Raw genomic sequence first — 11,838 nt, 5'->3', positions numbered from 1 at the left:
GCATGACCAGTGGACAAGCAACGCCCTCCGTCATCGCCAAGGGTCTGGCCGGGGTGGTGGTCGACACGACGAGCATCTCCAAGGTGGTCGCCGAGACCAACTCGCTGACCTACCGCGGCTACCCGGTGCAGGACCTGGCCGCGCGGTGCGGTTTCGAGGAGGTCGCCTACCTGCTGTGGCACGGCGAACTCCCCGACGACGACCAGCTGCAACTGCTCTGCCAGCGAGAACGCGCCCAGCGCCGGATCGACCGGTCGGTGCTCGCGCTGCTGGAGAAGATGCCCGACACCTGCCACCCGATGGACGCGGTTCGCACGGTCGTGAGCTACCTGGGCACCGAGGACGCCGCCTCGGAAAGCGAGAGCGAGCGCGAAAGGCTCGACGCCGCACTGCGATTGACCGCTCTGCTGCCGACGGTGATCGCGACGGCGATGCGCAGGCGGCGCGGGCTCGACCCGATCGCACCGCATTCCCAGCTCGGCTTCGCCGAGAACTTCCTGTACATGTGCTTCGGCGCGGTTCCGGAACCACGGATCGTGCGCGCGTTCGAGATCTCGCTGATCCTCTACGCCGAGCACGGGTTCAACGCCTCGACCTTCGCCGCGCGCGTGGTGACCTCCACCGGCTCGGATATGTACAGCGCGATCACCGCGGCGATCGGCGCGCTGAAGGGTCGCCTGCACGGCGGCGCCAACGAGGCGGTGATGCACACGATGCTGGAGATCGCTGATCCCGCTCTAGCGAAGCTCTGGGTCGCCGAAACACTCACCGCCAAGCGCAAAGTGATGGGCTTCGGGCATCGCGTGTATCGCAACGGCGACTCCAGGGTGCCGACCATGAAGGCCGCCCTCGACGAAGTCGCGGCGGTGACCGGTGGACAGCAGTGGGTCCGTATGTACGACGAACTCGCCGCCGCGATGGACGACAAGACCGGCATCGCGCCGAATCTCGACTTTCCCGCGGGACCGGCCTACTACCTGATGGGCTTCGATATCGAGATGTTCACGCCGATCTTCGTGATGAGCCGGATCACCGGCTGGACCGCGCATATCGCCGAGCAGTCGGCCGCCAACGCGCTGATCCGGCCGCTGTCGGAGTATCGCGGCGTGGCGCAGCGCCCGGTTCCGGTCGCCCGGGCGAGCTGAGTCGCCGACCACACTGCCCCGGACGGAGATCCTTCGTCCGGGGCAGTGGTCTATGGACTGATCCGGTCGGTCAGCGCAGTGCCGCGGCGGCTGTCACCAGATTCCGCAGCGACGCTTCGACCTCCACCGGTCCGCGAGTTTTCAGTCCGCAGTCCGGGTTCACCCAGAGGCGCTCGGCCGGAACAGCTTTCAACGCCGCTGACAGCGAGGCCGTGATCTCCTCGACCGACGGCACCCGCGGCGAGTGGATGTCGTAGACGCCCGGCCCGACGCCGAGCGCGAAACCGGCCGCGTTCAGATCGTCGAGGACCTCCATGTGCGAGCGCGCCGCCTCGATCGAGGTGACATCGGCGTCGAGGCCCGCGATCGCCGAGATGACCTCGCCGAACTCCGAGTAGCACAGGTGGGTGTGTACCTGGGTGGTGTCGGCGACCCCGGCGGTGGCCAGGCGGAACGAATCCACCGACCACCGCAGGTACGCGGGCTGTTCGGCGGCACGCAGCGGCAGCAGCTCGCGCAGGGCCGGCTCGTCGACCTGGATGATCCGCGTGCCCTGGGCTTCCAGGTCGACGGTCTCGTCCCGGATGGCGAGCGCGACCTGGCGGGCCGACTCACCCAGCGGCTGGTCGTCGCGGACGAACGACCACGCCAGGATGGTCACCGGGCCGGTGAGCATGCCCTTGACCGGCTTGGTGGTCAACGACTGGGCGTACCCGATCCAGGACAGCGTCATCGCCTCGGGCCGGGTCACATCGCCGAACAGGATCGGCGGGCGCACGCAGCGAGTGCCGTAGGACTGCACCCAGCCCGCGTCGGTGACGGCGAAACCGTCGAGCAGTTCGGCGAAGTACTGCACCATGTCGTTGCGTTCGGGTTCGCCGTGCACCAGCACGTCGAGACCGAGCTTCTCCTGCAGGGTGATCACGTCGGCGATCTCGGCCCGCATCCGCTGAACATACTCGGCCTGGTCGATCTCGCCCTTGCGCAGCGCGGCGCGGGCCAGCCGGATGGCGGAGGTCTGCGGGTAGGAGCCGATGGTGGTGGTCGGCAGCACCGGCAGGTCGAGGTGATCACGCTGCAGGGCGCGACGCTCGTCGGCGGGGGAGCGGGTCAGGTCGTTCTCGTCGAGCGCGGCCAACCGGGCCCTGACCTGCTCGTTGTGCAGCCGCGGGTCGGTTCGGCGTGAGTCGGCGGCGGCGCGGGCCGCGGCCAGTTCGTCGGCGACGGTGTCGACACCCGCGGTGAGCGCGGTGGCCAGGACGCGCACCTCGTCGACCTTCTCGGCGCCGAAGGCCAGCCACGAGCGCAGCCGCTCGTCCAGTCCGGTCTCGGGGACCAGCGAATACGGCACGTGCAGCAGCGAGCACGAACTCGACACCGCCACCGCGTCGGCGCTGCCGAGCAGCGTGCCCAGAGTGCCGAGGACCGCGTCGAGGTCAGCGCGCCAGACATTGCGGCCGTCGACCACGCCTGCCACCAGCAGTTTGCGAGCCAGGGCGGGCAGCGCCGCGACCGTCGAGAGATCGGCTCCCGCGGTGAAATCGAGAGCGACACCCTCGATCTCGGTCTCGGCCAGCACCGCCAGGGCGGCATCAGGGTGCCCGAAGTAGGTGGCGACCAGGATCGCGGGCCGGTTCTGCGCGGCCGACAGCACGCTGTAGGTCCGGCCGACCAGGGCGATCTCCGCCTCGGCCAGGTCGGTGACCAGCACCGGCTCATCGAGCTGTACCCACTGCGCGCCCGCGTCCGCCAGCTGGGCCAGCAGGTCGAGGTACAGCGGCACCAGCTCGGGCAGGCGCTCCAGCGCGGCACCACCGGCGGCCTTGGCCAGCTTCAGGAAGGTGATCGGACCGATCACCACCGGACGCGCGGGGACGCCGAGCTCGATCGCCTCGTCGAGTTCGGTCAGCAGCTTGCCGGGATGCAGGGAAAACGTAGTGGCCGCGTCGATCTCGGGCACCAGGTAGTGGTAGTTGGTGTCGAACCACTTGGTCATCTCGAGCGGAGCGACCGTGTCGGTGCCGCGCGCGGCCGCGAAATAGCGGTCGACCGGATCGGCGATTCCGGCGACGCGCGGCGGTAGCGCGCCGAGCAGTTCGGCGGTATCGAGCATCTGGTCGTAGTAGGAGAAGGTGCCCACCGGCACCGAATCGAGTCCCGCCGCGGCCAGTTCGGTGAGCTGGGCTCGACGGAGCTGCCGGCCGACCGCGTGCAAGTGCGCGGCATCGGCGCGGCCGGCCCAGTAGGACTCGGTGGCGCGCTTGAGTTCCCGGTTCGGGCCCACTCGCGGTAGGCCGAGAACCGTTGCGGTGAAAGGAGTGTGCGAAACAGTCACGGAGATTCTCCAGTGTGGTGCGGGGAGAGCCGTCGCCTTTCGCGGGCACACGCCACAGGACCGGACACGTCGCGACAGGTACGACAGGTCGGCATCGGTGGTCCGCGCGCCCGATCCACGAGGCGGTGGCCGCCGGATACGGCGTATCCGGCACAGTCGGCAGGTCTTCGGACTCGCGGGCACCGGTCGTGTGATCGACCGACCTACTGGCCGTCGCTTCCCAGGCATGCTGCCCAGTGCTGATGACGGCGGTCGTTCCTGCTCACCGCTGCGGGACAGTCCCGGATTCTCACCGGGTTCCCTCTCACCCGGTGCGGAACATGATCCGCACCCGGGTTTCGACGCCTACGCGGGAGGTCGGGGCTCCGACTCTTCCACCGCGCGGGCGAACCAGCTGCGCCCTCAGCATAGGCCCACATGGGGGGCGCGGGACACCGCCCCGTGGCGAACAGGGCCGTGACCTGCGGTTGCGCCGAGGTCGACCACGCGCACCGCGAGCGGCTCCGCGCGGTGAGATGTGACGGCCTGATGAACGCAACTTCGCAGGTGGGCGGGTGTGCGGTGTGAAGATTGCTGCGAAGCCACCTTGCGTGTCCGACCCCGCCTCACGGCCGGGTACCGTAAGCAAATGTTCTCGAAAGTCTTGGTCGCAAATCGTGGTGAGATCGCTATCCGTGCCTTCCGCGCGGCCTACGAACTCGGCATCGGAACGGTCGCGGTGTTCCCGTACGAGGATCGCAACTCGGTGCATCGCCTCAAGGCGGCCGAGTCCTACCAGATCGGCGAAGAGGGCCACCCGGTTCGCGCGTATCTGTCGATCGAGGCGATCATCGAGGCCGCCAAGAGCGCGGGCGCCGACGCGATCTACCCCGGCTACGGCTTCCTGTCGGAGAACCCCGACCTCGCCGCGGCCTGTGCCGCCGAGGGCATCACCTTCATCGGCCCCACCGCCGCGATCCTCGAGATGGCGGGCAACAAGGCCACGGCCATCGAAGCGGCCAAGGCGGCCGGGCTGCCGACGCTGAAGTCCAGCGCGCCCTCGGCCGATATCGACGAATTGCTCACCGCCTCAGCCGAACTCGAATACCCGATCTTCGTCAAGGCCGTCGCCGGTGGTGGTGGTCGTGGCATGCGCCGGGTCGCCACGCCCGAGCTCTTGCGGGAGTCGATCGAAGCGGCGTCGCGGGAAGCGGAGTCGGCGTTCGGTGATCCGACGGTGTTCCTCGAGCAGGCCGTGGTGAATCCGCGCCACATCGAGGTACAGATCCTGGCCGACCAGCACGGCAATGTGATGCACCTGTTCGAACGCGACTGTTCGCTGCAGCGTCGGCACCAGAAGGTGATCGAGCTCGCGCCCGCTCCGAACCTGTCTCCCGAACTGCGCGAACGGATCTGCGCCGACGCGGTGGCCTTCGCCCGCCAGATCGGCTACATCAACGCGGGCACCGTGGAGTTCCTGCTCGACGAGCGTGGCAACCACGTGTTCATCGAGATGAACCCGCGCATCCAGGTGGAGCACACCGTCACCGAGGAGATCACCGACGTCGACCTGGTGCAGTCGCAGCTGCGTATCGCGGCGGGGGAATCCCTCGCAGACCTGGGTCTGAGCCAGGAAACGGTGCAGATCCGTGGTGCCGCGCTGCAGTGCCGCATCACCACCGAGGACCCGGCCAACGGGTTCCGCCCCGACACCGGCCGTATCACCGCCTACCGCACACCGGGCGGCGCGGGCATCCGTCTCGACGGTGGCGCGAACCTGGGCGCCGAGATCGGCGCCTACTTCGACTCGATGCTGGTCAAGCTCACCTGCCGTGGTCGTGACCTGCCCGCCGCCGCCGCTCGCGCTCGTCGCGCGCTGGCCGAATTCCGCATCCGCGGCGTGACGACCAACATCCCGTTCCTGCTGTCGGTGCTCGACGATCCCGATTTCCAGGCGGGCCGGGTGACCACCTCGTTCATCGACGAGCGTCCCGAACTGCTCACCTCGCGCGGATCAGCCGACCGTGGCACCAAGATCCTGACCTATCTGGCCGACGTCACCGTCAACAAGCCCAACGGCGACCGCCCGACCACGGTGTACCCCTACGACAAGCTGCCCGCCGTCGACCTGACGCTGCCGCCGCCGGACGGCTCGCGCCAGCGACTGATCGCCCTCGGGCCGGAGGGTTTCGCCCGCGCCCTGCGCGAGCAGAAGGCGCTCGGCGTCACCGACACCACCTTCCGGGACGCGCATCAGTCCCTGCTGGCCACCCGCGTGCGCACCAACGGTCTGCTCGGTGTGGCGGGACACGTCGCGCGACTGACCCCCGAACTGCTCTCCATCGAGGCGTGGGGTGGCGCGACTTACGATGTGGCACTGCGATTCCTGCACGAGGACCCGTGGGAGCGCTTGGCGGCCCTGCGTGAAGCCGTGCCCAACATCTGCCTGCAGATGCTGCTGCGCGGTCGCAACACCGTCGGCTACACGCCCTACCCCGAACAGGTCACGCGCGCGTTCGTTTCCGAAGCCGCCACGACCGGTATCGACATCTTCCGCATCTTCGACGCGCTCAACAACGTCGACCAGATGCGTCCGGCGATCGACGCGGTCCGCGAAACCGGTACCGCCGTCGCGGAAGTCGCGCTGAGCTACACCGGCGACCTGCTCGACCCGAACGAGTCGCTCTACACCCTCGACTACTACCTGAAGCTGGCCGAGCAGATCGTCGACGCGGGCGCGCACGTCCTCGCGATCAAGGACATGGCCGGTCTGCTGCGCGCCCCCGCGGCCGCGAAACTCGTGACCGCGCTGCGCAGCAACTTCGATCTGCCGGTGCACGTGCACACCCACGACACCCCCGGCGGACAGCTGGCCACCTACCTGGCGGCGTGGCAGGCCGGAGCCGACGCGGTCGACGGCGCGTCCGCGGCGATGGCGGGCACCACGAGCCAGCCCGCGCTGTCGGCGATCGTGGCCGCCACCGCGCACACCGAGCACGACACCGGCCTGAACCTGCAGAACGTATGCGATCTGGAGCCGTACTGGGAGGCGCTGCGCAAGGTCTACGCGCCGTTCGAGTCGGGCCTGCCCGCGCCGACCGGGCGCGTGTACACCCACGAGATCCCGGGTGGTCAGCTGTCGAACCTGCGTCAGCAGGCCATCGCGCTCGGCCTCGGCGACCGGTTCGAAGAGGTCGAGGCCAAGTACGCGGCCGCCGACCGGCTGCTGGGTCGTCTGATCAAGGTGACCCCGTCGTCGAAGGTGGTCGGTGACCTCGCGCTGGCGCTGGTCGGCACCGGCGTCGGTATCGAGGACTTCGCCGCCGACCCGGGCCGCTACGACATCCCCGACTCGGTGATCGGCTTCCTGCGCGGCGAGCTCGGCACCCCCGCGGGCGGCTGGCCCGAACCGTTCCGCAGCAAGGCGCTGGCCGGGCGCAACGAACCCAAGCCCGAGACCCCGCTGAGCCCGGCCGACCAGAAGGCGCTCGACGGCTCCTCCGACGAGCGCCGTGCCACGCTGAACCGGCTGCTGTTCCCCGGCCCGACCGCCGAGTTCAACACCCACCGCGAGAAGTACGGCGACACCACCGGGCTGTCGGAGAACCAGTTCTTCTACGGCCTGCGCCGCGGCGAAGAGCACCGCGTGCAGCTGGAGAAGGGCGTCACCCTGCTCATCGGCCTCGAGGCGATCTCCGAGCCCGACGAGAAGGGCATGCGCACGGTCATGTGCATCATGAACGGGCAGCTGCGCCCGGTCGCGGTGCGGGACAGGTCCGTCGCCTCCGAGGTGCCCGCCTCCGAGAAGGCCGACAAGAACAACGCAGGCCACATCGCGGCGCCGTTCGCCGGTGTGGTGACCCTGGCGGTGTCCGAAGGTGACGAGATCCACGCCGGTGACACCGTCGGCACCATCGAGGCGATGAAGATGGAAGCCGCCATCACCGCGCCGCGCGGCGGCGTTGTCGGCCGGATCGCGACCGCCAAGGTGCAGCAGGTCGAGGGCGGCGACCTGCTGGTGGAACTGGTCGCACGCGAGTCGGAATGACACGCATCGTCGCGGGTGTGGCGGGCGGGCGGCGCTTGAAGGTGCCGCCCGCGGGCACCCGGCCCACCTCGGATCGGGTGCGCGAAGCCCTCTTCAGCGCGATCGACGCCCGCCTCGATCTGGACGGCACGCTCGTCCTCGACCTGTACGCGGGCTCGGGCGCGCTGGGTCTGGAAGCGCTCTCGCGCGGGGCCGAACAGGCGTTGCTGGTCGAGTCCGACCGCAAAGCGGCCGAGGTGGTGCGCGCCAATATCGCCGAGCTCGGTCTGCCCGGTGCGGAACTGCGGCTCGGCAGCGTCTCCTCGGTGTTGAAGCAGACCGCGCCGAGGGCCTACGACGTGGTGTTCTCGGATCCGCCGTACGACGTGAGCACCGAGGACGTGATCGCCGACCTCGCCGCCCTTGCGGACAACGGCTGGCTCGCGACCGGCGCGCTGGTGGCGGTGGAGCGGTCCAGCCGTTCCCCCGAAATCACTTGGCCCACAGGCTATGTGGCGTTGAAGGTGCGCAAGTACGGGGAGACCAGGGTCGAGCTCGCCGAGTTCGGTGCTAGCGTCTGAGGTATGGCTGCAGCACTGTGCCCCGGCTCCTTCGACCCGGTCACCAATGGTCACCTCGACGTGTTCGCCCGCGCGGCCGCACAGTTCGACGAAGTGATCGTCACGGTGAACGTGAATCCCAAGAAACAGGGCATGTTCACCGTCGAAGAGCGCATGGAACTCCTGCGCGAATCGGTCGCCCACCTGCCGAACGTGCGCGTCGCGTCCTGGCAGGGGCTGACGGTCGATTTCGCCAAGCAGGAAGGCATCAGCGCGATCGTCAAGGGTCTGCGCGACGCGGGCGACTTCGGCTACGAACTCCAGATGGCCCAGATGAACCACAAGCTGGCAGGCGTCGACACCTTCTTCATCGCCACCAACCCGTCACTGAGCTTCCTGTCCAGCTCGCTGGTCAAGGAAGTGGCCGCCTATGGCGGCGACGTGAGCGATATGCTCCCGCCGGCCGTCCACAAGCGTCTACTCGACCGCCTCGCCGAACGTAAGGGCTAGGCCGTCGCGGGCAGGCGGAACAAACCACGCAGGGCGAGGAACCGCATGCCGCCGACCGCAGCGGTGATCGCGAGGACCGTCAGTGCTTGCGTGATGTCACCCAGGCTGGGCGCCCAGAAATCCAGCCCGGCCAAACACGCGGTCGTGATCGCGAGGCCGATCAACGCGATCCCGCCGCCTTCCCATTGCGCGGTGAACCAGGTGACCCGGTCCGTGGCGTGGAACGTGAGCTGGCGGTGGAATTCATTGGCGATGATCGTGCTGACCACCGATCCGGCCACATTGGCGACCAGCGGGCCGATGCTGTGCATCGCGAAGAACAGCAGGACGTACGCGATATTGCTCGACCCGCCGACGAGGGCGAATCGGAAGAGCTGGGGCAGCGCCCGGTCGCCGCGCAGGTAGGTGAGCGCGCCCTCGAACTGCGGGCGCAGCGCGGGTGCGACTTCACTCGGCGTCACCACGGGGAACGGGCCGGTCCAGGGAGTGAACATGCCCGCGACGTGCGACACCGGACTCCTAGGTGTTTCCAGGAGGGTCATGTTCGACTCCGATCCCACATGAACAGACGTCGAGGAGTACAACAGTGAAGAGGTTGCGGTGCTTCCCGGCGGACGGCGTTGTCGTGCTCACTGATGGTAGCCGAAGTGGAGGGCTGCACTCCACTTGATATCTGTGCGATCTTGGACACTGTCGCGACACACCGCGTCGACATTCGGCACAGCCGCCCGAGACGGGCACACTGGGCGTCGGCGGTAGTGGTTTCGCCGTGAGTCCGCAGGAGGGTAGTGAGCATGTATCGCGTATTCGAAGCACTCGACGAACTGGTCGCCATCGTCGAAGAGGCGCGCGGCATCCCGCCGACCCGCAGCTGCATCGTGCCGCGCGGCGACGTCCTCGAACTTCTCGACGATGTTCGCGACGCGCTGCCCGGTGAACTCGACGACGCCCAGGACGTGCTCGATCACCGCGACAAGATCGTCGGTGACGCCCGCAGCGGCGCCGAGACGACGGTCACCACGGCCAACGAGCAGGCGCGCGCCACCATCGACTCCGCGCGGGCCGAGGCCGATCGCATCCTCGCCGACGCCAAGGACCACGCCGACCGCATGGTCGCCGAGGCCACCGCCCACGCCGACCGCCTGGTGACTTCGGCCCAGGCCGAGGCCGATCAGGTCGTGGCCGACGGCAACGCCGAATACGACGAGCTCACCGGCCGCGCCCAGATCGACGCCGACCGGGCCATCGAATCGGGCAAGGCCTCCTACGAGCGCTCGGTCGCCGACGGCAAGGCCGAACAGGCTCGCCTGGTCGCGCAGACCGAGGTGGTGCGGGTAGCGCACGCCGAATCCGCCCGCCTGATCGACGAGGCGCAAGCCGAGTCCGACCGGGTGCGCACCGAATGCGACGACTATGTCGACGAGCAGATGGCCGATTTCGGCAACAGGCTCGCCGCCATGGAAGAGACGCTCAACACCACCCGGCGCTCGATTACTCGTGGTCGTCAACAGATGCGCGGCGGACCGGCCGCCGAATACCCCGAATACGCTGCTGAGCACCGCCGCTGAGCCGAGCGCGCGTTTTGAATTCCGGCGGGGTCCTGCCGTACTGTGGAGTGGTTGCCCATTATCCCCTCGACGGTAAGTGAGTCAGTGATGTCCGCCGGTTCCGGTTCGTCCGCGCGTCCACGCAAGACCAATGGTCCTGTGTCGGAGGCGGGTTTCGTGCTGGACGTCCGCAATCTCGGCCGTCGGCCGGGAACCATGCGGGAGCTGCATCGCACAGTCACCGACCACGAGCGGCTGGGTCTCGACCTGATCGCCATCCCGGCCGACGCCGAGGTGGAACTCGACCTGCAACTGCAGGCCGTCTCGGAGGGTGTGCTGGTCACCGGCACGGCATCCGGACCGACGGCTGGGGAGTGCTCGCGCTGCCTCGAACCGTTCGACGACCAGGTGGAGATTCGTCTGACGGAGTTGTTCGCCTATCCGGACAGCACCACCGAGCAGACGACCGAGGACGCCGAGGTCTACCGCATGGAAGACGACCTCGTCGACCTCGAACCGGTGATTCTCGATGCCATCGGGCTGGAGCTTCCGCTGCAGCCGCTGTGCTCCCCGGACTGCGCGGGCCTGTGCCCCGAGTGCGGCGTGCGGATGGCGATTGCGGGTCCTGATCATGGGCATGAGATACTGGACCCTCGCTGGGCGAAGTTGGCGAATTTCGCCACTGAAGAGCCCGGTACCGGCGACCCCGCCTGAGGGTTCCACCACCAAGACCAAACCGCTGCCGCGGCATCTGATGCCGGTGTAGTCAGCGAAAACCAAGAGGAGAAGTAGCCGTGGCTGTTCCCAAGCGTCGGATGTCGCGTTCCAACACCCGGTCGCGTCGCAGCCAGTGGAAGGCCACCGCGCCGACCCTGGTCACCTGCCCGAACCGCGCGTGTGGTGAGAAGACCCTCCCGCACATCGCGTGCCCGTCCTGTGGCACCTACAAGGGCCGCCAGGTCACCTCTGCAGTCTGATCGTTGTAGATCATTCCTAGCAACGTGACAGCCAGTAAAGACAATGTAGGCGCGGCGGATCACGCCAGCCTTCTCACCGCCCTCGGTGTCGACGTACGACCGGAGCTTCTGCGCCTAGCGCTGACGCACCGGTCGTACGCGTACGAGAACGGCGGTTTGCCGACCAACGAGCGCCTGGAGTTCCTCGGCGACTCGGTACTCGGCCTCAGCATCACCGAGCGCCTGTATACCGAGCATCCGGAGAAGTCCGAGGGTGAACTCGCGAAACTGCGCGCCAGCGTGGTGAACATGCACGCGCTCGCCGAGGTGGCGCGTGGTCTCGGCGACGGCGGACTCGGCCAGTATCTGTTGCTCGGTAAGGGCGAAGAGCTCACCGGCGGCCGTGACAAGCCGAGCATCCTCGCCGACGGCATGGAATCGCTGCTCGGTGCGGTGCACCTCGAGCACGGCATCGAAACCGCGCGCGGCGTGGTGCTGCGGCTGTTCGCCGACCTGCTCGAGCGTGGCCCCCGCATGGGCGCCGGCCTCGACTGGAAGACCAGCCTGCAGGAGCTCACCGCCGAACGCGGTCTCGGCGTGCCCGCCTACGAGATCACCTCCACCGGACCCGACCACAACAAGGAGTTCACCGCCACCACGGTGATCGCCGGTCATGCGTACGGTTCGGGCATCGGCCGTTCCAAGAAGGAAGCCGAGCAGAAGGCAGCCGGTACGGCCTACAAGGCTCTGACCGACGAATCCACGACCGAAGCCTGATC

Annotated in this window: 10 protein-coding genes and 1 riboswitch; of the genes, 8 read left to right on the top strand and 2 right to left on the bottom strand. The window is 68.2% G+C overall.

The features are described 5' to 3' along the window. Positions 1-2: 2 nt before the first annotated feature. Positions 3-1,145, top strand: coding sequence for a bifunctional 2-methylcitrate synthase/citrate synthase (locus ASD42_RS07495; RefSeq protein ID WP_056811938.1), 1,143 nt, complete (start codon positions 3-5; stop codon positions 1,143-1,145). Positions 1,146-1,215: 70 nt separating this feature from the next. Here the strand turns inward: ASD42_RS07495 and metE are convergent, their stop codons facing one another. Next, a complete protein-coding gene (metE, locus tag ASD42_RS07490; RefSeq protein WP_056811935.1) occupies positions 1,216-3,480 on the bottom strand; it encodes a 5-methyltetrahydropteroyltriglutamate--homocysteine S-methyltransferase in 2,265 nt (754 codons plus the stop codon). A 141-nt stretch (positions 3,481-3,621) separates the two neighbouring features. Then, positions 3,622-3,807, bottom strand: a riboswitch (cobalamin riboswitch). Between the two features lie 301 nt (positions 3,808-4,108). On the opposite strand from metE, the gene ASD42_RS07485 reads away from it, so the two are divergent. The 3 genes from ASD42_RS07485 to coaD are packed head-to-tail and all read left to right on the top strand — an operon-like array spanning position 4,109 to position 8,556. Then, entirely contained in the window at positions 4,109-7,507 is a 3,399-nt protein-coding gene (locus ASD42_RS07485; protein WP_056811932.1) for a pyruvate carboxylase, read from the top strand. Then, positions 7,504-8,067: a 16S rRNA (guanine(966)-N(2))-methyltransferase RsmD gene (rsmD, locus tag ASD42_RS07480; protein ID WP_056811929.1), complete on the top strand. Its 564-nt coding sequence runs from the start codon at positions 7,504-7,506 to the stop codon at positions 8,065-8,067. The genes ASD42_RS07485 and rsmD overlap by 4 nt, the downstream gene beginning before the upstream one ends. Before the next feature lie 3 nt (positions 8,068-8,070). Further along, positions 8,071-8,556 carry a pantetheine-phosphate adenylyltransferase gene (gene coaD / locus ASD42_RS07475; RefSeq protein ID WP_056811926.1) on the top strand — a complete coding sequence of 162 codons (486 nt, stop codon included), beginning with the start codon at positions 8,071-8,073 and terminating at the stop codon, positions 8,554-8,556. On the opposite strand, the gene ASD42_RS07470 is transcribed toward coaD, so the two are convergent. Beyond that, entirely contained in the window at positions 8,553-9,098 is a 546-nt protein-coding gene (locus ASD42_RS07470; protein ID WP_056811923.1) for a GtrA family protein, read from the bottom strand. The two genes, coaD and ASD42_RS07470, sit on opposite strands and share 4 nt — an antisense overlap. 252 nt (positions 9,099-9,350) lie before the next feature. On the opposite strand from ASD42_RS07470, the gene ASD42_RS07465 reads away from it, so the two are divergent. From ASD42_RS07465 to rnc, 4 genes are all read left to right on the top strand, one after another. Continuing rightward, positions 9,351-10,124 carry a DivIVA domain-containing protein gene (locus ASD42_RS07465; protein WP_056811920.1) on the top strand — a complete coding sequence of 258 codons (774 nt, stop codon included), beginning with the start codon at positions 9,351-9,353 and terminating at the stop codon, positions 10,122-10,124. A gap of 87 nt (positions 10,125-10,211) precedes the next feature. Next, entirely contained in the window at positions 10,212-10,817 is a 606-nt protein-coding gene (locus tag ASD42_RS07460) for a YceD family protein (RefSeq protein WP_056811917.1), read from the top strand. An 80-nt stretch (positions 10,818-10,897) separates the two neighbouring features. Next, the gene (gene rpmF / locus ASD42_RS33685) at positions 10,898-11,080 is read left to right on the top strand and encodes a 50S ribosomal protein L32 (RefSeq protein ID WP_040708879.1); all 183 of its coding nucleotides are present in this window, start codon (positions 10,898-10,900) and stop codon (positions 11,078-11,080) included. A 24-nt stretch (positions 11,081-11,104) separates the two neighbouring features. Next, positions 11,105-11,836 carry a ribonuclease III gene (rnc, locus tag ASD42_RS07455; protein ID WP_056811913.1) on the top strand — a complete coding sequence of 244 codons (732 nt, stop codon included), beginning with the start codon at positions 11,105-11,107 and terminating at the stop codon, positions 11,834-11,836. Positions 11,837-11,838 lie beyond the last annotated feature (2 nt).

This window comes from Nocardia sp. Root136, assembly GCF_001427185.1.
GTDB lineage: Bacteria > Actinomycetota > Actinomycetes > Mycobacteriales > Mycobacteriaceae > Nocardia > Nocardia salmonicida.
This window is presented reverse-complemented; position numbering and strand designations above follow the sequence as displayed.

Coding starts and splice junctions, on each gene's coding strand:
- ASD42_RS07495 (WP_056811938.1), top strand. CDS start 3: ATGACCAGTGGACAAGCAACGCCCTCCGTCATCGCCAAGGGTCTGGCC.
- ASD42_RS07485 (WP_056811932.1), top strand. CDS start 4,109: ATGTTCTCGAAAGTCTTGGTCGCAAATCGTGGTGAGATCGCTATCCGT.
- rsmD (WP_056811929.1), top strand. CDS start 7,504: ATGACACGCATCGTCGCGGGTGTGGCGGGCGGGCGGCGCTTGAAGGTG.
- coaD (WP_056811926.1), top strand. CDS start 8,071: ATGGCTGCAGCACTGTGCCCCGGCTCCTTCGACCCGGTCACCAATGGT.
- ASD42_RS07470 (WP_056811923.1), bottom strand. CDS start 9,098: ATGACCCTCCTGGAAACACCTAGGAGTCCGGTGTCGCACGTCGCGGGC.
- ASD42_RS07465 (WP_056811920.1), top strand. CDS start 9,351: ATGTATCGCGTATTCGAAGCACTCGACGAACTGGTCGCCATCGTCGAA.
- ASD42_RS07460 (WP_056811917.1), top strand. CDS start 10,212: ATGTCCGCCGGTTCCGGTTCGTCCGCGCGTCCACGCAAGACCAATGGT.